16 protein-coding genes and 1 tRNA gene are annotated in these 19,886 nt (G+C 65.6%); 4 read left to right on the forward strand and 13 right to left on the reverse strand.

Annotated elements, in window-relative coordinates; genetic code table 11:
• The first annotated feature begins 243 nt into the window (after positions 1 to 243).
• Positions 244 to 942 carry a class I SAM-dependent methyltransferase gene (locus MAB_RS02130; protein WP_005092090.1) on the forward strand — a complete coding sequence of 233 codons (699 nt, stop codon included), beginning with the start codon at positions 244 to 246 and terminating at the stop codon, positions 940 to 942.
• Here the strand turns inward: MAB_RS02130 and MAB_RS02135 are convergent.
• From MAB_RS02135 to recC, 7 genes are all read right to left on the reverse strand, one after another.
• Positions 939 to 2,267, reverse strand: coding sequence for an HNH endonuclease signature motif containing protein (locus MAB_RS02135; protein ID WP_005092091.1), 1,329 nt, complete (start codon positions 2,265 to 2,267; stop codon positions 939 to 941). The genes MAB_RS02130 and MAB_RS02135 overlap by 4 nt on opposite strands.
• 92 nt (positions 2,268 to 2,359) lie before the next feature.
• Entirely contained in the window at positions 2,360 to 3,184 is an 825-nt protein-coding gene (locus MAB_RS02140) for a DNA-3-methyladenine glycosylase family protein (protein ID WP_005098665.1), read from the reverse strand.
• A gap of 38 nt (positions 3,185 to 3,222) precedes the next feature.
• A complete protein-coding gene (locus tag MAB_RS02145; protein ID WP_005063235.1) occupies positions 3,223 to 3,831 on the reverse strand; it encodes a hypothetical protein in 609 nt (202 codons plus the stop codon).
• An 82-nt stretch (positions 3,832 to 3,913) separates the two neighbouring features.
• Positions 3,914 to 4,798, reverse strand: a complete 885-nt coding sequence (locus MAB_RS02150; RefSeq protein ID WP_012296303.1) for an HNH endonuclease — start codon at positions 4,796 to 4,798, stop codon at positions 3,914 to 3,916.
• A 105-nt stretch (positions 4,799 to 4,903) separates the two neighbouring features.
• A complete protein-coding gene (gene recD / locus MAB_RS02155; RefSeq protein ID WP_005113007.1) occupies positions 4,904 to 6,562 on the reverse strand; it encodes an exodeoxyribonuclease V subunit alpha in 1,659 nt (552 codons plus the stop codon).
• Entirely contained in the window at positions 6,559 to 9,804 is a 3,246-nt protein-coding gene (gene recB / locus MAB_RS02160; protein ID WP_005092099.1) for an exodeoxyribonuclease V subunit beta, read from the reverse strand. Before recB ends, recD begins: the two co-directional genes overlap by 4 nt.
• Entirely contained in the window at positions 9,801 to 13,034 is a 3,234-nt protein-coding gene (gene recC, locus MAB_RS02165) for an exodeoxyribonuclease V subunit gamma (protein WP_005113008.1), read from the reverse strand. Before recC ends, recB begins: the two co-directional genes overlap by 4 nt.
• Before the next feature lie 196 nt (positions 13,035 to 13,230).
• On the opposite strand from recC, the gene MAB_RS02170 reads away from it, so the two are divergent.
• From MAB_RS02170 to MAB_RS02180, 3 genes are all read left to right on the forward strand, one after another.
• Positions 13,231 to 14,466 (forward strand): acyltransferase family protein, encoded by a 1,236-nt coding sequence (locus MAB_RS02170; protein WP_005072555.1) that lies wholly within the window; start codon positions 13,231 to 13,233, stop codon positions 14,464 to 14,466.
• A 71-nt stretch (positions 14,467 to 14,537) separates the two neighbouring features.
• The gene (locus MAB_RS02175) at positions 14,538 to 15,230 is read left to right on the forward strand and encodes an Rv0518 family GDSL lipase (protein ID WP_005065397.1); all 693 of its coding nucleotides are present in this window, start codon (positions 14,538 to 14,540) and stop codon (positions 15,228 to 15,230) included.
• A gap of 42 nt (positions 15,231 to 15,272) precedes the next feature.
• Positions 15,273 to 15,767 (forward strand): hypothetical protein, encoded by a 495-nt coding sequence (locus MAB_RS02180; protein ID WP_005113010.1) that lies wholly within the window; start codon positions 15,273 to 15,275, stop codon positions 15,765 to 15,767.
• A gap of 2 nt (positions 15,768 to 15,769) precedes the next feature.
• On the opposite strand, the gene MAB_RS02185 is transcribed toward MAB_RS02180, so the two are convergent.
• The 6 genes from MAB_RS02185 to MAB_RS02210 all read right to left on the reverse strand — a co-directional run bounded on the left by MAB_RS02185 (position 15,770) and on the right by MAB_RS02210 (position 19,831).
• A complete protein-coding gene (locus MAB_RS02185; RefSeq protein ID WP_005083541.1) occupies positions 15,770 to 16,486 on the reverse strand; it encodes a GNAT family N-acetyltransferase in 717 nt (238 codons plus the stop codon).
• Between the two features lie 147 nt (positions 16,487 to 16,633).
• Positions 16,634 to 17,221, reverse strand: a complete 588-nt coding sequence (locus MAB_RS02190; RefSeq protein WP_005083540.1) for a hypothetical protein — start codon at positions 17,219 to 17,221, stop codon at positions 16,634 to 16,636.
• A gap of 69 nt (positions 17,222 to 17,290) precedes the next feature.
• Positions 17,291 to 17,434, reverse strand: a complete 144-nt coding sequence (locus MAB_RS02195) for a hypothetical protein (RefSeq protein ID WP_005092105.1) — start codon at positions 17,432 to 17,434, stop codon at positions 17,291 to 17,293.
• Positions 17,435 to 17,585: 151 nt separating this feature from the next.
• Positions 17,586 to 17,659 (reverse strand) — tRNA-Pro (locus MAB_RS02200).
• Positions 17,660 to 17,796: 137 nt separating this feature from the next.
• Positions 17,797 to 18,867: an L-cysteine desulfhydrase Cds1 gene (gene cds1 / locus MAB_RS02205; RefSeq protein WP_005115213.1), complete on the reverse strand. Its 1,071-nt coding sequence runs from the start codon at positions 18,865 to 18,867 to the stop codon at positions 17,797 to 17,799.
• A 1-nt stretch (position 18,868) separates the two neighbouring features.
• Positions 18,869 to 19,831, reverse strand: a complete 963-nt coding sequence (locus MAB_RS02210; RefSeq protein ID WP_005083536.1) for a metallophosphoesterase — start codon at positions 19,829 to 19,831, stop codon at positions 18,869 to 18,871.
• Between the last annotated feature and the right edge of the window lie 55 nt (positions 19,832 to 19,886).

A 19,886-nucleotide genomic window follows, 5' to 3' on the forward strand; every position in this document is an offset into this window, starting at 1 on the left:
CGGGCGGCGGGGGTTGATATGCGAAACCCGGTGGCGGATACCCGGCTGTGCCGGCAGGGGGGTAGCCAGGGGCAGGCGGAGGGTAGGCGGGTGAGGGTCCCGGGGGTAGCGGAGACGGAGTGACGCCCCCCTCGTCGTTGCTCATTTCTCTATTTTGGCGGTTGAGGACGTTTCTGGCAATTGCCTCCCATTTCTCATGTCAATACCCTTGACATATGTCAGGCGGGTTGACACTCTGGGGATATGACTGACAAGACCGCTACAGAGGAATTCGACCTCGCGTTTGACGCCGCGTACCGCGGCGAGGCGCCCGACGGTCGGGGTGCCCGGCCGCCGTGGAGCATCGGTGAACCGCAGCCCGAGATTGCGATGCTGATCGCCGAGGGCAAGGTGCGCGGGGAAGTGTTGGATGCGGGTTGCGGCGAGGCGGCGACCTCGTTGTATCTGGCCGAGGTGGGGCACACCACCGTGGGGCTGGACTCAGCGCCCAAGGCCATCGAGTTGGCGAAAGGTTATGCGGCGGAGCGCGGTTTGACCAATGCGAGTTTTGCCGTCGCCGATATCTCGTCATTCACCGGGTATGACGGGCGCTTTGACACCATCATCGATTCGACGCTGTTCCACTCGATGCCCGTTGGGCTGCGTGCGGGCTACCAGCGTTCGATCGTCCGTGCTGCCGCGCCCGGTGCGCGTTACTACGTGCTGGTATTCGACCGGGCCGCGTTCCCCGCGGAGTCTCCCGTCAATGCCGTCACCGAAAACGAACTGCGGGATGCGGTTTCGAAGTATTGGGCCATCGACGAGATCCGTCCGGCGAAGATCTACGCGAACTTCAACGGGTTCGAACCCGGGGTAGCGCGGGGCTTCGCCCGGCACGAGATCGAGCCCGACGGCCGGGCGTCGGTGGCCGCGTGGTTGCTCTCGGCACACCTGGCGGGCTAGAAGCGGCGGATGAACCGCTCAGGATGGTGGTGATCATTCGTGCGGGACTGGCCGGTGTCGAGGTGCGGTGGCGGAATCCATTCGGTAATCCCGTCACTGCGGCGCTTTCGGGTGGTCCAGCCCTGTTGGAGCAGCCGATGGTGTGGGCCGCAGGCGAAGGTCAGATTATCGATGTCGGTGGGCCCGTCGTCGCGCCAGTCGTCGACGTGATGAACCTGGCAGAGGTAACCGGGCACGGTACATCCGGGCGCTGAACAGCCACGATCCTTGGCGTGTAGCACAATTCGTTGATCGGGGGTGGCGATCCTTTTGGACCGCCCGAGGTGGAGTGGGCGACCGTCGTCGCCGAATATCGTGAGGTAGTGGAAGGCGTGGGTAGCCATCCGGATCAGATCGGGGATAGGCACCAGGTTGCCGCTGCCCGATATCGCCCGCCCGGCCGCGCTTTGCAGCTCGCGCAGCGTCGTCGAGACCACCACGGTGACGGGCAGTCCACGGTGTGCGCCCAGCTTGCCCGAGGCCAAGGTGCTGCGCAGGCATGCGCGTAGCCCATCGTGGTTTCGTTGGGCGGATGTTCGTGTGTCTCGCTCGGCGGCCGCCGAGTCGGGTTCACCTTCGGTCATGGGGGATTCATCGCGAGGATCACACATGCCTGGCGCCGCGAGCTTGCTCAGCACCGCGTCAAAGTAGGCCCGGGTCTCTGGATCCAGCAGGCCGCTGAGGGCGCTCATCCCGTCGGCTCCCTGGCGTCCGATCGATATGCCCCGCCTGCGGGCGCGGTCGATGTCAGAGAACCGCCCATCGGGATTGACCAGAGCCGCGATCCGATCGGCGCCTGCGCGGAGTTGTTCCGGGCCGAATTCGGTTCCCATGGATGCCAGCTGCTTCTCGGCGGCCTCGCGGGTGTCGGCGTCGACCGCGTCGGGCAATACATCGAAGAACCTGCGGATGATCCGCACGTGCTCATCACCGAGGCGGCCCTCTCGCAATGCGTGGGCCACATACGGAAGTGCGGGTCGCAGGGGCTCGCCGGTCAATGCACGCCGTGGGCCGAGATGTGCGGCGTCGGCGAGGCGGCGCCGGGCGGTCGCGGTAGTTATCGAGAGGTACCGTGCCAGCACTTCCGCGAATGACGTACCGCCCAACGCGACCGGTGAACCGCGTTGCACCAGCCTGGCGGTGAGTGTGTGTGAGGCCGCAGTGATCTTGCGCTGTGCGATCTCCAGTTGCCTTAGTGCCGAAAGCAACTCGGGATTGTTGAGCTCATCGAACGACGACTCGACGACAGCCGTTGCCGTCGTCAGTAGATCGTCGATTGGACTCACGCCTGAAGGCTATGCACGACGACCGACAGCTGGCCGGGGTTATCCACAACCACGATGGCTATCCACAAATTGACCGGACAGCTTGTCGGATCTTAGAAGTTGCGGTAGTCGCGCACGGGCATCCGTGATCCACGCCGGGCGGGCTTCGGGGCGACCAGTTCGATGAGCCGAATGATGCGATAGCGTTGCCCGGCATAGGGTTCCAAGAGTTCGAGCATGCCGGCGTCATCGGTTTTCTGGCCGGTGAGGGCGAAGCCCACCTGTGCGGGGATGTGATAGTCGCCGACGGGCACGGCATCGGGGTCGCCCAGCGCGCGGATCCGTATCTCGGCCTCGGTCCATGGTCCGATGCCGTGGACGGCGGTCAGGTGCTCGGGTTTGGTTTCCACGTCAATGGTCGCGGCGGCGCGAATGGTGCGCATGCGCACGGGTTCGGCTCCGGACTTGTGCCACTCCCAGGACGGAATGTCGAGCCATTGCCGTTGCGGTGGCGGCGTCTTGGCGCCACCCAGGTCGATGCCGACGTTGTTGATCAGATACCGCCAGGCGCGCCACGCCTCCGCACCGGGCACCTTCTGTTCCAGGACAGCGGGCACAAGGGCTTCCCACACACGATCGGTGGCGCCGAGGCGCACACCCGTGCCGCCGTGGACCAGCCGGGCGACGGTGTCGTGTTTGGGGGTGAGTGCTTCCGGCTCGTCGTCGGCGCCGAGGAGACGGGGCAGACGGTCGAGCAGCCATTCGGCACCGTCGCCGTACGCGCGGCCGACCACGGTTTTGTCCGCACGCGAGATCGCCAGCACCCCGGGGCCATCGGGGGTGTACGAGCCCCGGATGATGGACCCGCCCGGGGAAACACGATAGGCCGGGTCGCCCGAGCCGCGGCGGTGGATGCCGAGCGTTCGGCGAATATCCAACGGCCACGGTGGAATCCACTCACGGACGAGTGGAGCTGCTAGGCCCTGGGGCAGAACTTCCAGCCGCCGGTCTCCTTCTTGAACTCGATATCGTGCTTGCCTTTGGCGTCGGTGATGTGAATGACCGCCGTGTCGCCGTTGATGTCCAGGCCGGTAATTTTCGACGGGCCGTTGTCGGACTTGGTCAGGGCGTTGAGATCGGGTGCCTGACCGCTGCCGGCGATGTCCTTGAACGCCTCGCGATACTTGGCGCAAAAGAAGGTGAGCATCTTCTTGAAGTCGTTCGCCTTGGCGGCCTCGGCCATCCCGGAGATGGTCTGCTTGATCGCCTTGATGTCCTGCTCGTCGTTGGAGCCGGAGGAGCGGGGCGAATCGATGATCTGGTCGCTGGCATGCGTCCGGACACTCTCGGTGCTGGAATTGTTGGTGGTGAGGCCCAGGACGAGCAGGGCGATCAGGAAGACGCCGAGCGAGCCGCCGACGATGGCCAGCGCCTTCTGCTGCGGGGTCAGCGGCGGCCGGGGCGGCTTGGGGGCAGGCGCGTAGCCGCCCGGAGGCATCCCGTACGGGCTGGGCTGCTGATATGTGGGGAACTGCTGGGGCTGAGTCTGCTGGAACTGGCCTTGTGGGTACTGCGGTTGCGTCATCTGTGTATCTGTCCTAGCACGGCTGCGGTCATGGCGTTCCCTGCCAGTGTGCCGGATGGGGGCGGTGCAGGGGGTCTGATGGTCAGCTGGCTGCACAGAATTCGTCGAAACGCTCTGCTAGACGATCTTTAGACGGACGGTCGGTCACGCGTTTAGGGAGAGCTAATGTCCTCCCGTCCATCTCTTGAAGACCGTGCCGCAGCATGGGGCCATCAACCTCGTCCATCAGCTCGCGGTTGATATGCACTGCATAGTCGGGCGATATGCCTAAGAGGTTCGTGTCGTATGCGGCATGGTGGAGCTTGCAGAGACTAAGTCCATTCTGGACGAGTGGCAATCCGTTGGGCTTGTGATCTCCGATGATGTGCGCGGCGTCCAGAAGCTTGCCGTGCCTCAACGTGCAAACGGTGCATTGTTGTTGATAGGCCAACAGGATTCTTCCGCGAAACTCGGGCTGGTGAAGACGGAGTTTGGTTGTTCTTTCGGCGTAGGCGCGTTCGACAGGGCTCAGATGTAAGGGGTCGGAGACGGACCTCAGGCTCTCGTCCAGCGCGAGGATAAACCTCCGGTTGGCCATATCGTCGGCTACAACGTATACGGGAAAAACAGGTACGAACACGCCGGCCCGGATGGTTCGCAACAAAATGATAGGCAATTCGAGTTCGTAGGCTCGCCGCAACTTGCGATTGGCGCCATCTGTACTCCTTGCCTCGTAGTCGTACGAAAAAAGAGAGTCACCAACGTGTGTATCTGTATATGGCCCTTTTGGATTGGAAACCACGGAAAGTGTTGCATTGAGGTCGCTCGGGTTCCATATCCCGCGGTTCCGACCGATGACCCGCCGCACCTGGTTGTCAACCTCAAGGGATTCCAACTCTTCGCGGGTAATTGCCCCGCGGTCGGCAACGATCTCAGTAAGTCGATCGAAGACCATCTGGCGGAGACGTCGCTCCACCTCGCTGTCCATGATGAGAGTCTGCCATGGGCGAGATCGTATGTGTGTTGGGATGGACTACTAACGCGCGCCTCGATGAGTGATTGTTCTATTCGCAAATGCATCGATTGGTCGACATCAGTTCGGGCTGTGGCGCAGTCGCCGCCCCAACCCCGACGCCCGCACCGCCTGCCGCTGGATCGCGGCCCGCACCTCGGCCTCCGAGCCCACCACCCGCACGCGCTGCTTGGCGCGCGTGACCGCCGTGTAGAACAGCTCGCGTGTCAGCAGCCGGGAATCTTCAGACGGCAGCAGCACCGTCACTTCATTCGCCTGGCTGCCCTGGGACTTGTGAATGGTCATGGCGTGCATGGTCTCCACCTCAACCAGACGGCTGGTCGCAAACGATGCTGCGCCGATCACCGCGCGCAGCCCGTCAGGTCCGGCCACCGTCACGCCGGTGTCACCGTTGTACAGACGCAAGCCATAGTCATTGGCGGTGACCAGGATCGGTCTTCCCGCATACCAGGGTGCCCAGTGCGGCTCGCCCGTCTCCTCGGTGATCCACCGCTCCACCTGGCGGTTCCAGTGCGTCACCCCGAACGGCCCGTGGCGATGCGCGCATAGCATCCGGTGCTCGTCGAGCACGGCCAGCGCCGCTGTGGCATCACCGGACAGGCTTGCCGCACGCAATGCAAGTGCCTGGGGGACAAGCACATCGCGTAACCCCTCTGAATCCGTCGACCACTCCACATGCGGATCGCCAGATGCCAGCACCTCTAGCGCGCGATCCGCGTCTCCGTCACGCACCGCCGCCGCCAACGCGCCAATCGCCGCACCGAAACGGTGCGACGTGCGCAGTGCCGCCACCCGTTCGGACTCCAGGCCCTCGACCAGATCGGCCAGCACCGCGCCCGCCTCCACCGAGGCCAGCTGATCAGGATCACCCACCAGCAGCAGTCGGGCCTGCGGGCGCACCGCCTCCAACAGTCGCGCCATCATGGTCAGCGACACCATCGACGTCTCGTCCACCACAATCACATCGTGCGGCAACCGGTTTCCGCGATCATGTTTGAACCGGGACGACGTGTCGGGGCGCGATCCCAACAGACGATGCAGCGTGGTCGCCTGCAACCCGGCCAACCGCGACCGGTCGACGGCATCCAGCTGGTTGACCTCCAGCTGCACCGCTTCCTGCAGCCGGGCCGCGGCCTTGCCTGTCGGTGCTGCCAGCGCGATACGCAACGGCGCGGCGCTCGCCGATGATGCCTGGTCGGCCAGCAGCGCCAACAGCCGTGCCACCGTGGTGGTCTTGCCCGTGCCCGGCCCGCCCGTCAGCACGGTCAGGCCCTGTGACAGCGCAATATCGGCAGCGGCGCGCTGCTCTTCGAATCCCTGCGGGAAAAGTCGCTCATAGGTGGGCACTTCGGTGCGTGGTTGGGCGGCGGCCATCAACGCTTGCACATCTGTGCACACCTGTTGTTCCTCGCGCCAGTACCGATCGAGGTACAGCAGGTCGCCGAAAAGCCGCAGCACGGGCGGCTCACCCGCCAAGGGGCTGGCCCGCACCGCCGCCAGCCAGTCATCGGCAGCGGGCCACGGCAGCGAGGGCATATCCACCTGCGCCGCCACCGCGCGCAAATCCACACACACCGACCCGCCGCGCAGTGCCCGCACCGCCAGCGCGATTGCCAGCTCCACCGACTCATCGGTCTCGGATGCCAACGCCGTCAGCCGCTGCGCCACATGCACATCCGCGGGTTCGAGGATCTCGCCGAACGCCTCCACCAAGCTCATGACAGCAGCTCCGACAGCGCGACCACCAGCGCCGAGGGCGGCTGCCAGCTGAACACCCCGGCCGGATGCCCCTCTACCACCGGGGTAGTCGCGCCACACATTCCGCGCACAAACAGATACACGGCGCCGCCCAGGTGTTCTTCTGGCCGGTATCCCGGCAGCCGCCAGGACAGGAACCGATGCAGTACAACGCTGTACAGCAGCGCCTGCAGCGGATAGTCCGAATGCAGCATGGCCTCGACCATCCGTGGCCGCGAATAATCAGCGGCCGTCAGCGGAGCGTCGCCGGTCCCCAGCCAGTTGGTCTTGTAGTCGACCACCACGTACCGAGAGCCAACCCGCAGCACCGCATCTACGGAACCGGACAGATATCCGCGCAGGCTCTGCCCACCCAGCCCGGGACCGGTGAGACGTGACGCGTACACCCCCAGCGGATCATCGGCCGCGAGATGCTCTCTCAGCAGCATGCCCACATCCGCCAGCCGCGCGAACGAGTCCGCGGCCGCATCTCCGCCGGCCAACGGGAACTCGAAATCTAGCTCGCACAACCGATCCCGCAGTCCTATCTGACGCAGCGTCACACCCGGCAGCAGCGGGCCCAGCGGAGTGTCGTGCATCGGCTCCAGTGCGGCGGCCAACTCTGCCGCCGGAATTTCGACCGGCCAACGCTCCCGGTGCCGGATGATCTGTGTCTGTAGTTCCGCCACCAGGTCCGGCGCCAACGGATCCGTGGTCTCCAGCACTGCGTGCACCAACGAACCAAAGGCCGCGCCGGCGGGCAGCTGCGCCATCGGCGAGGGCACATCGGCACCGGCCGGCATTGACCGCAAGGGAATCTCATCCACCTCGTCGTCCAGCTCGGCGATCTCCGGTTCGCTCGATACGCCCGATTCTTCGGCGGCCCGCAGCAGCCCCGAATACGACGTGCGCCGCCAGGCGGTATCGATCGGCCGATCGAACACCCGGACCGCGAGATTGTCGGAAGGTGACGATGTGGCAGCAGGAACGAATCCGGTCACCAGCGCATCCTCGACCACCGGGCCGCCCTGGGCTTCCCAGGCCCGCAGCCGCTTGAGCACGTCCGCGTCGGAAATCTTGGCCGGAGAACACTTGTCGGGCACCGACGGATTCCCGGGTGCACGTCCTCGCAACAGCCGGGACAGCCCGCCGTTGGGTTCATCGAAGGACGGTGCCCACCACGCGACCACCTGGGACTGTGCCCGTGTCAGCGCCACATAGGCGAGCCGGCTGGCATCACGGGCCGCCTCGGTGCGGCCCGCTAAATCGGCCATCGAATAGTCCGGGTCCTCCCGGCCGCCGATGTGCAGGCAACGCAGCCCATCCTCGTGGTACAGCACGTACTCCCGTTCCGGTACATACCGATTGAAGGAGAAAGGCAGATATACGACGGGGAATTGCAACCCCTTGCTCACCCACACCGTCATGATCTGCACTGCCGCGGCGTCGCTGTCCAGGCGCCGGTTGCGTTCGGCCTCAGCCCCGCCCTCCGAGCACTGGGTGCGTAACCAGTCGCGCAGCGCGGCCGGCCCGAAGCCATTGCGGTGTGCCGTCTCCTGCAACAGTTCCGTCAGGTGGGCGAGATCGGTCATCATGCGCTCGCCGCCGCGCCACGACAGCACCCGCTTACCCATCCCGGCCAGTTGTGCGGCCTCGAACACCGCCGCAACCCCGCGCTCGCGGGCTCGTGCCGCCCAGGTGCGCAGGGTGCCCGCTATCTCGTCGGTCAGCGATTCACCGCCCACGGCAAGGGTTTCCGCCGTCTCGCCGAAGAACACGGTCGCTGCCGCCGCGCGCACCAGACCGGGGCGGTGCGGCTGATCGAATGCCTCCAACAGGTACAACCAGTCCTGTGCCGCATCGGAACTGAACACGTCGGTGTCACCGGTATAGACGGCGGGAATGCCTGCCTCGGTCAGCGCGGTATGGCACGCGCGAGCATCCTTGTGCGCCTCGACAATCACCGCGATATCTCGGGCCCGCACCGGGCGGCCGTCGAAGGTGGCGCCACTGGACAACAATGCCCCGATATCGGCGGCCAGATCTCTACCGATGCTGCGCCGCAGATCGGCAATGGGAATCACCTTGATACCGTCTCGATTTCGCGACACCACCCGTAGCCGAAACGGATCGTTGTGGGGAGCGCCCGCCAGCCGATGCCCTTGATGGTGTGCCTGCACGTCGTGAACCACGATGTCCGGGCCGCCGAGCTGCGCCCCCCGCAGCACCACCTGCAGCCGATCGACCAGCGCGGCGTCGCTACGCCAGTTGGTACCCAGCGTCTGCTTGTCGCCAGCCGTGGCTGCCGCGCGCAGATACGTCTCGATGTCCCCGCCGCGGAACGCGTAGATGGCCTGCTTGGGGTCACCGATCAGAACCAACGTGGAGTGGCCCGAGAAGGCCCGTTCCAGTACCTGCCACTGCACCGGATCGGTGTCCTGAAACTCATCCACCATGACGATGGGCCACCGCTGGTGCATCCGCACCCGTGCGGGAGAGTCCGTTGCGTTCAGTGCGTCGGCCAGACGGGTCAACAGATCATCGAAGCCGAGGATGCCGCGGCGGCGCTTACGGATTTCCAGCTGCTCCAGTACATCGCGGGCGAAGCCCAGGGCCGCAAACGCATACGAATCGGCCTCGGGCTGCAGCGGGCGCAGCTGCGTCGCCGGGTTGCGCACCACCTCCCTGGCCAGGCGCAATGCCGCCGGATAGCTCAGCGGCGGGGCGTCACGGTCCTTGCCGAAATGTGTCAGGTACCGGTCGTTCACGATCTCGCACACCAGCTCGTCCAGGTTTTCCACGAGCGTCACACCGGAATCGCTGTCGCCCGCCACACCCAGGGACTTCAGCACGATGTGGCAGAACTGGTGTGTGGTGGCGATGGTCGCCGCGTCGAAGCCGGCGAGCGCATCCCGCAGCCGCCGTTGGCGTGTGTCCTGCTCGGCCGAGATCAGATACTGCGTCAGATCCGTGCGTGCCGTCGACGGATCCGCGAAAGCCCGCAGGGCGTCCACGATCTGGCCGCGCACTCGATCCCGGAGCTCCTGGCTGGCCGCACGCCCGAAGGTGATGAGCAGCATCTGGTCCAGCGTCGCGACGCCCTCGGCGACGTACCGGGTGACCAGACCCGCCAATGCGAAGGTCTTGCCGGTACCCGCGCTGGCCTCCAATACCGTGGTGGAGCGATCCGCGGGCAGCGGCCCCAGCAGGTCGAAACGCTTCATGCGCCCCGCTCCGCCCGTAGCAGCGGCAACCATAACCGCGCGGAATACGCACCGAGGCGGTTCGTTTCCCCCTCGGTCTCTTCCCCGGGCCGCAGCGGCTGCATCAGATGCCGCAACCAGACCCCCTGGCCGAAGGCGCGCTCGACGGCAGGGTCCGCGTCTTCGCCCGGAAAGTTGCCGGAACGCCAGCGGTATCCGGCCTGCAGCTCGGGGTCATCACGATCGCGGCGAGCCTGCGCCCACGCGTAGGAGGTCTTCAGCGGTAAGGGCAGCGGCTCCCGGCGGCCCGCGTCGTAGATGGCCACTAGGCCACGCAATACGCCCAGTGGATCCATGGGGCGTCCGAGGCTGCGTACCAGCGGTTGCGGACCTCGGCGGGCGCGGCCGATGCATACGGCCGACCAGTCCCGCTGATGATCGTGGGCGCTCAACGCCACCAACGGAATCCACGATTGCAGCAGATGCTTGGCGTCGAGCCGCGAATAGGTGACCGACACCAGCCGCTCACCGAACACCGGGGACACGGTGCCGGCGAGGCGGCGCCCGTCACCGAGATCGATATCGATGTCAAAGGCTCGGCTGTCATCGGTTTGGTAGCCCCTGGTCTCCGCGGCCAGCGCCGCGCAGCGCTCTCGCAACTCGGAGACCCGCCGCCAGCCGAGCTGTCCGGGAGGCAAAGTGCCACGGCGCCATTCGGCCTGCTGTGCATCGGCCGGTGTCATACCGCGCAGCATGTCGGCCAGTAGGCGATCGCCCACCGTCCACTCTTCGAGGGCGTCGATCTCGACCGGCATGTCGTCGGATACCCCGTCCACATCCCACGGCAGGGTGTAGTCCAGGGCGCGGAAGAAGCCCTTGATGGGATGATTGAAGAAGGCAGCGAGATCGGTCAATGCCACGTCGGTGACATCGAGGGCGGGCAGTGGGCCGCAGATGAACGGCGGCCGCTCAGCCCGTGCTCCCGCGGCGGCGCGGGCCGCGATCAGCGCGGTGCTATCAAAGGTGAACGGATGCCCGGGAATCACGCTGCCGGGCGTCACATTGCGAATATCAAACGGCTGCAACGGGTGTGTGATGTGGATCCGATCACGGACCGGCTGCGACGTGGTGATGTCCAACGTGTCCAGCAACTCGGCCAGCGGTACGGCGGGGGGACGCGCCTGTCCCGAGTACTCGTTGGCTCCGGTATAGGTGAGTACCAGGGTTTCGGTAGCGGCACCGATCGCGTCCAGAAGCAACTGTCGATCTTCGGAACGGATATCGCGTTCACCGGTCATCGGGTCGCGAGCCAGGGCGTCGTCTCCGTCGACGGCGCCGAGCCGCGGGAACACGCCGTCGTCGAGCCCGACGAGACAGACGACCCGATGCGGGACCGACCGCATGGGCACCATGGTGCAGACCGTGAGGGTGCCGGTGCGAAAGTTGGCGCGCGTGGGGCGGCCCGCCAGGTGGCGATCCAGGAGTGCGCGAATATCGCTGAGCCGCAAAGAGACCGGCACGGCCGCATCCTGGATCTCGGCGAACTCGCGTAACATCTGGGCGCGGGGCCAATCTTCCGAATCCGTGGCGAGAGCATCGATACCCGTCGACAGAATGGTCAGCCACTCGGCCAAGGGCCGGGTGCCGCTCAACGCGGTCACCGTGGTGTGGAGCTGAGAGACGAACTCCGCGAAGCGGCCGGCCAGCTCGACCCGATTGCTGCTCACATCGTCGAGCGGCAGCGTGGCACCCAGCCAGGCATGCGCGTCCTCGGACAGTGCCACCCCGGCAAGTACCCGATCGATACCGAAACGCCAGGTGTTGTGCAGGAAGTCGACGCCGTACGGCGCGCGATGTTCCGGGTCGAAACCCCATCGGATGTTCGCCTCGCGCACCCACGCGGTGATCGCGTCCAGATCGTCGTCGGTGAAGCCAAAACGCATCCGCACCGGCGACGACTCGGCGAGGTTCAAGACCTCGCTGGCGGTGGCGCGCCCACTGGCCAGACTCAGTATCTGCCCGGCCACCGTCAGTAGCGGATTGGTTTGCACCAGAGCACGATCGGCGAGCCGGACCCGTAACTGATGGGCCGGGTGCGCGCCCGGTACAGACTCGCCGAGACCAAAACGGGCCGATATCAACGGCGCATAGGTTTCGATGTCGGGGCACATGACGAGGATGTCGCGCGGCTCCAGTGTGGGGTCGTCGGCAAGCAGGCCCAGCAGCACCTCGCGCAGCACATCGATCTGACGTGCCGGGCCGTGGCAGGAATGCACCTGCACCGTATGATCGTGCGCCGCGAGCGCCCGGCCCTGCGGACGCACCTCGTCGGCCGCCAGGTCGGACTGCAGCCAACCCAACAGTGAGTCTGAAAATGTTGTGCCACTGAGATATTCATCTGACGTTGGTTCGGGCAGGGCGCGCTGCAATTCACGGACATCGCGTCCCAGCGTGGCCAGTAGCGGATGACGCACCGAACGATGCGCGATGTCCTCGCGCCGCGGGACCGGGCCGTGGTCGCTCGCCAACGTCTGCCATAGCGCATCGCTGGGGTGCGGTAGCCACAAGTACAGGTCGTGATGCGTCGCCAGGGCATCGAGCAGTTCGATATCGGTGACCGGGAGCCGCGTATGCCCGAACAGGGATATGCGCGGCGGCAGATCCGATGGCGCCTCCCGCAAGCGAGCACGGACCCGGTCGTGTCGAACATGCGGGGGAACCGCGTCGACCCGCGCCACCAGCGCGCGCCACAACGGCGGCTGCCACGCCAGATCCGGTTCCGCCGGGTCTCCGTCGAGCCAGGAGACCAATAGCTCCGGACGCTGGCGCGCATAGGACGCGAACAGCCCCGCAAGGCGCCGTGCCACCGCGTAGCGGCGGCCCTGGCGCAGCTCACGTTCTTCGCCGGCCTCGAAAGCCCCGAGGTGCGAGGCGAGCGGGACGGCCCAGGACTGGTGCAGGTTCTCGTCGATCACCGTCAGCAGCGGCCACACCAGCGCATCGGGTGACCACGGGTCGTTGTCGACGGTTCCGGTGATCTCGGCGATCAGTGAGCGTGGGCTGCGAAATCGCACGCCCGCACACACCCCCAGCCTGTCGGATAACCGCTGGCTGAGCCACCGCTCGATGCCCTTCGCCGGTACCAGCACCAACTCCTCGGCAAAGGGATCCGGAGCGGGTACGGCCAGCAGCCGGGCGAGCCCGTCGGCGAGCATGTCGGTCCGCTCGGCCCGGCGCAGGTGAAGTGCCATCGCCGCAACGATAGAACCAGGCGCGGGCCGGCCAGTGGGGACGTGCGGCCTGGCGGCGCGTCGCAGATTCAGGCTTTGGCAGCCTGCGCTGTTAGTCTCCGAAAGAACGCCGGAATTGAGTCGCGGGGAGGCGTGCTCGACCGGTTGATCGCAAAGAAGCGCGAAAGAGCTGGTAGCGAGCTTGACGGAGAGAGTTGTGCGCGGCGGAGAGATCAAGGCCCTCACGGGTCTGCGCATCATCGCTGCGTTCTGGGTGGTGCTCTTCCACTTTCGCCCACTACTCGAGCAGGCAGCCCCCGAATTTCGGACCGCGCTGAACCCCATCCTCAACTGCGGCGCTCAGGGCGTCGATCTCTTTTTCATCCTCAGCGGATTCGTGCTGACCTGGAACTACCTGGACAGGATGGGGCACCGCTGGTCCACCCGGGAAACCCTGCACTTTCTGTGGTTGCGCCTGGCGCGAGTCTGGCCCGTCTACCTGGTGACCATGCACCTGGCGGCCCTGTGGGTGATCTTCACCATGCACGTCGGGCACGTGCCCGAACGCATCGACACCTTTGACGCCACCAACTATGTGCGCCAACTGTTCATGGTGCAGCTGTGGTTCCGTCCGTACTTCGACCTGTCCAGCTGGAACGGCCCGGCTTGGTCGATCAGCGCAGAATGGCTGGCGTACCTGCTCTTCGGCGGCCTGGTCTTGGTCATCTTCCGGATGGCGCATGCGACGCGCGCCCGCAGCCTGATGGTGCTGGCCGTGCTGGCCTCCCTGCCGCCCGTGATGCTCCTGCTGCTGACCGGGCAGTTCTACACCCCGTGGAGCTGGCTGCCGCGCATTGTCATGCAGTTCACGGCCGGCGCGCTCGCCTGCGCGGCGGTGAGCCGGTTGAAGCTCTCGCATCGTTCCCGCCACGTCGCCGGCTATGCCGCGCTGTTGATCGTCGCGAGCATCGTGGGCGCGCTGTACTTCCTGGACGCACACCCGATCTCCGGGGTCGTCGACAGCAGTGGTGTCGTGGATGTGCTGTTCGTGCCGCTGGTGATGGCGCTGGCCGTGGGCATCGGCCCGCTACCGACGGTGCTCTCGACCCGCATCATGGTCTACGGCGGACAGATCTCCTTCGGCTTATACATGGTTCATGAGCTCGTGCACGTCTCATGGACATGGGCTACCAAGCAGTTCGAACTCTCGCTGCTCGACCCCGGCGGTGGGTGGATCGTCATCGGGCTACTCGTGCTTGCGGTGATCCTGTCCATGGCGTTGTACCACTGGGTGGAGGAACCCGGTCGACGGTGGATGCGGCGCATGATCGGCGTCACCAAACCTGCCATCACCGACCATCACGCCTCGCATAACGGTCACAAAGCTCGGGTGCCCGAGAACCTGACCGAGCCCGAACGCGAGCCCGTCGTGACCGGTGTAACGACTCGTTAGTTTCAAACGAATAACGCTGTGCCGCAGCCGGGTTTGGTGCCCGTAAAATGCTGGGGACAGTGGAGGTAGCAGTGGTCCGTCTGGCCGCGTTCATCATCGCATTTGCGTTTCTCTTTGGCGTGGCCGCAGAGCGGCCGGCGCCGGTGCGGCCGTACCGGCTCGCCTACTCCGGATCGGGGCTGAACCATGTCGCGGTGGTCAGTGATTCGTATACCACCGGCACCAAGGAAGGCGGCCTGGGCGCCAAATCTTGGACGTCCATTGCCTGGCGGATCCTGAACCGTGAGGGCGTGCGCGTCAGTGCCGATGTTGCCGCCGAGGGTCGCGCGGGGTACGGCGTGCGTGGCGACCACGGCAGCGTCTTCGCCGACCTCACCGGTCGTGTCGTGCATCCCGACGACGAGCTTGTCGTCTTCTTCGGCTCGCGTAACGACCAGGGCGTCGATCCCGAGACGTATGCCGAGGTCACGCGCAACACCCTGGAATCGGCGCGGCGCATGGCGCCCGCGGCCAAACTGCTCGTCATCGGTCCGCCCTGGCCGACAGCCGATGTCCCCGAGGTGGTGACTCAGCTGCGGGACATCCTGTACACCGAGGCCCGCGCGGTCGGCGCCTCCTGGGTGGACCCGCTGGCCGAACGCTGGTTCGTCGGGCGCCCGGAGCTGATCGGCTCGGACGGTGTGCACCCGAACGACGCGGGGCACGCCTACCTGGCCGACAAGATCGCCCCGCTCATCGGTACCCGGCTGACCCGCAGGCTCTGAGCTGGACAACGACTGTAGCCAATTCGCGGGTACGGTCTGAACATGACGCGGTTCGTGTTGTTCGCCGGAATTACCTTGGCGGCGTGTGTTTTTGCGGGCTGCGGTGCCGCCCCGAACTCGACCTCGAATTCGATACGGCAGACGTCCACGCCGGCAGCAGCGGCCTCGCCGGGCCGGGCCGAGCCGTCGCGTCGGGTGGTGCCGCCGGGTGGCGTCTACTGGAACCCGGTGACGCAGCAGCCCGAGGTCAAGCCCGTCGAGATTGTGCTGACCCCCGCCGACGCCGGAGACATGCTCGTCGACATCACCTGGGACAGCTGGACTGAGCAGCAGGCCGGCGGGCACGCCATCCGCGCCACGAAGGACTGCGTGCCCGATTGCGCGACGGGCGGGACAACCCGGCGGGACGTGACACTGACCTTCCACGACGCGCGGTCGCTTCCCGACGACAGCGGATGGTGGCAGTACACCAAGCTGGTCATCACCGGCCGTGACGGCACATCAGAGACCATCGACATGCCGGTGACGGCGCGGTAGCGCTAGCTCGCGATGACGTCCAGGGTGCCGAACAGGGTGAGCCCCGCAATGGGCGCCAGCGCGCTTGATGCCGCGTTATCCAACTGGCAGCGGTACTGCGGCTCGTAGCCCCGGGTGCAGGCATACCGGAACGCCGCGCGCACCAACCGTTGGGCATGCCTCTTGCCGCGGAAGATCGGCAGGACCAACACCCCGAGATCCATGATGGGTGCGTCTTCCCACTGGTACATGCTGGCTACTCCGACCAGACGGCCATTGTCGAACGACCCGAACACCGCCCAGTGATCCAGCTCCACCTGGGCATCGTCCAGATCTTCTTCTGTTGCAGCAGATTCGAAGGCATTGAAGATGGCCGCGTCGTCCGCGGTCAGTTGCCGGATGTCTCCGGTGGGCAGCTTGGCCAGGAGTGTGGCGCGGGCTTCATCGGTGAAATAGAAAAGATTATCGGCGCCATGCAGGCTCAGGCCGGCCTTGTCGAGCCGGGTCCGGAGCTCGGTGTCTGAAACTGGTGGGAAGCCATCGAATCCCGCGCGATCGGCAAGCTCGGGCGTGACGACGGCGCTGGTCTTACCGGCAACCGTCTGGAGCATCATCAGCTCGGTGTCTTCGTGGAGTTCGGGGCTGACGGCGAGTTGGAAGTCCACTGCGTCCCTCAGAATGGTGCCGCGGCGGAGATACGTGCGCCAGAAATCGGTGATGATCGGAGAGAAGCTAGGCATGGGCTCTATCTGTTCGGTTACGGCACAAACGGATCCAGGCTAGAGATCTGGCCGGGGCGGCGCCACCGAATATTGAGGGGGCAGTGACGAAACAGGCCGCCCGCATCCCGAAGGACGCAGGCGGCCTGTTCTACGTGCTGGTGCGTGTCAGTTCAGCAGCGACGTGAGCAGCGGGTTGCCCGAGGTCTGGGCGCGCTTCTCCGGATCGGTGCAGTCCTTCCACTTTCCGTTTTCCTGCACGAACTCACGCTGCTGGTTGGCAGTGACATCGTGGCCCTGCGCGGTGACATCCGCGGTGGCCGTCGGTGCGGTGACGTTGACGTCGGAGACGTTGTAGGTCACACCGGAGAGCACCTCGCGGGCCGCGTTGTGGAACGAGGACCGGTAGGCCTTGTCGTCGTTGTTCTGGATCGCAGTGGTCAGCGCCTGCGTGGTCGGCCCGGAGACACCCGCTGCCGAAGCCACCGCGCTGATCATCTGAGGCCCGTAGCCGGCCACCTGGCTCAGCGGGGGAATCTGGTCATCGGCGGTCTTGGAGGCCACCACGCCGCGGAACTTGTCGCAGAAGAACGTCGAGAGCTTGGCATTGTCGAGCGACTTGATGGCCGCCGCCTCACCAGCGACGATGTCCCTGATCTGCTGTTCATCGGCCGGGGCTGCGGCGGCCAGGGCAGCAGGCCCGCTGAGTGCGGCGGCCAGCGCGATCACGCCGGCGCTCACGAGGCGTTTCTTCATGTAAAGCTCCCATTCGTCGGGTTTTGACAAACCTTACCGAAAGAAATGTCGCGCGCTCCGCCTTAGCTGTTACCGATACAGGGCAACTAGCAGGACTACCGCTGCCAGCACACCGATCAGCATCACGGCCTTGCGCAGCTTCCAGGCGAAAAGCAGCGCGATGGCGACCGCCGCAAGGGCAACGGGATGCGACGCGAGCGCAGAGACATCCATGCCTCCACCCTGTCATGCCAATGAAAAAAGGCCCGACCGGGAGTCCCTGGCCGGGCCTTAACTTCTAGCGTCGGGGTATTCGGCGCTATGCGCCTCCTACCCTCTCCCTCGCCTCGGGTGAACGAGCGGGATCGCTCACCTCTCAGCTCAGTCGGGGTGGCGGGATTCGAACCCACGACCTCTTCGTCCCGAACGAAGCGCGCTACCAAGCTGCGCCACACCCCGCTTTGAAGCCTCGCAAGGGTATCGCATCGGGGCCGTTGGTCGCGAATGCGTTGGTCAGCAGGCCTGTGACCTGCCGTCGAGTGCGGCGTCGCGCACGGAAACACGCCGCACGTCGCGTACGCAACGTGGCGCCCGGGCTAGTCCCAGCGCCCGGCATCCTCGAACTCGGCCAGCCGTACCGACGGCCCCAGCAGATCGAACCCCTGCTCGGTCACCCAGTCGTCGTTGAAATAGGTGTCGGCGTATCGGTCGCCGCTATCGGCCAGCAGCGTCACCACCGAACCGCCGAGGCCGGTGGCGGCCATCTCCGAGATCAGCCGGAACGCGCCGCACAGGTTGGTTCCCGTCGACGCACCCACCCGGCGGCCCAGTACCGCGCTGGCATGCCGGGTGAGCGCCACCGAGTAGGCGTCGGGTATCTGCTCCATGCGGTCCACCACCGACGGCAGGAACGACGGCTCGACACGGGGCCGGCCAATGCCCTCGATTCGCGACGAAATCCCTGTCACCACATCACGTCTGGCGAGATACGAGGGATAGAACGCGGAGTTGTCCGGATCCACCACGCATAACTGAGTGGGGTAGCGCCGGTACCGGATGTAGCGGCCGATGGTTGCGCTGGTGCCGCCGGTGCCCGCGCCGACCACGATCCACGTTGGCAGCGGGTGCTTTTCGTGATGCATCTGGGTAAAGATCGACTCGGCGATGTTGTTGTTGCCGCGCCAGTCGGTGGCTCGTTCGGCGTTGGTGAACTGGTCCAGATAGTGGCCACCGGTCTCGTCGGCGAGCCGCTGCGCCTCGGCGTACACCTGTTGCGCTTCATCGACGAAATGACAACGGCCACCCTGTGATTCGATCAATGCGATCTTACTGGGGCTGGTCGAGGCCGTCATCACCGCGATGAACGGCAACCCGAGCAGCTGTGCGAAATAGGCCTCCGAGACCGCCGTCGACCCGGAAGAGGCCTCCACGATGGTGGTGTTCTCGCCGATGAACCCGTTGCACAGTGCGTACAGGAAAAGTGAACGCGCCAAACGATGTTTCAGGCTGCCGGTGATGTGCGTCGACTCGTCCTTGAGATACAACTGCACATCCACGGTGTCGGCCCATGCCGCGGGCAGCGGATATCGCAGCAGATGGGTATCGGCACTGCGACGGGCGTCGGCCTCGATCAATCGAACCGCGTTATCGGCCCATGCACGGCTCACGTCACTGCACGGTGGCGCTGGGCGAGCGATCGCCGGATTCGGCGTCGGCCCCGTGGCCGCTGGTGCGAGCCGGAACCAGGGTCAGCAGTGTCGCCTCCGGGCGGCAGAAGAATCGCATGGGCGCGAACGGCGACGTTCCGATGCCCGCCGACACGTGCAGCTGCATGTGTGAACCCCACTGCGAGGGGCCTTTCACCCGAGAGCGGTCCAGCTCGCAGTTGGTGACGATCGCGCCGTAGAGCGGCAGGCACAGCTGACCGCCGTGGGTGTGTCCGGCCATCACCAGCTGATAGCCGTCCTCGGCGAAGCGATCCAGCACCCGCGGTTCGGGGGAGTGAGTCAGGCCCAGTCGCAATGTCGCCAGGGGGTTCGGCATGCCGGCGATGGTGTCGTATCGGTCCCGGTGCAGATGCGGATCATCCACCCCGGCAGCCGCGATGCGGACACCGCCGACCTCGATCTCGCGGCGGGTGTGGGTCATGTCGTGCCAACCACGCTCGGTGAACGCAGCGCGCAGGTCCTGCCACGGCAGCGGCTCGCCATGCTTGCGCTCATGGCTCTTGTACAGATATTTGGCCGGGTTCTTGAGGCGGGGGCCGAAGTAGTCGTTGCTTCCGAAGACGAAAAGCCCGGGGATGGAAAGCAAATCACCCAGGGATTGCACCACCGACGAGACCGCCTTGGGGTGTGCGAGATTGTCGCCGGTGTTGATCACCAGGTCCGGTTGCCACTGCGCCAACTCACGCAGCCAAGCCTGCTTGAGACGCTGACCGGGCCGCATGTGGATATCACTGATGTGCAGCACCCGCAGTGGAGACGCGCCGGGATCGAGCACATCCATCGTCGCCTCGCGGACCGTGAACGCGTTGCGTTCGATGATCGACGCGTACCCGATGCCAAGCGCGGCCGAGCCCGCCGAGTAGGCAGCCGCCCGCTTGATAACCGTGTTCAACGACGTGCTCATCATCCGAGGGTAACTCCGAATGCTGAGGGACCCCGGATCACCTGCACAAAACGTG

This window comes from Mycobacteroides abscessus ATCC 19977, from assembly GCF_000069185.1.
GTDB lineage: Bacteria > Actinomycetota > Actinomycetes > Mycobacteriales > Mycobacteriaceae > Mycobacterium > Mycobacterium abscessus.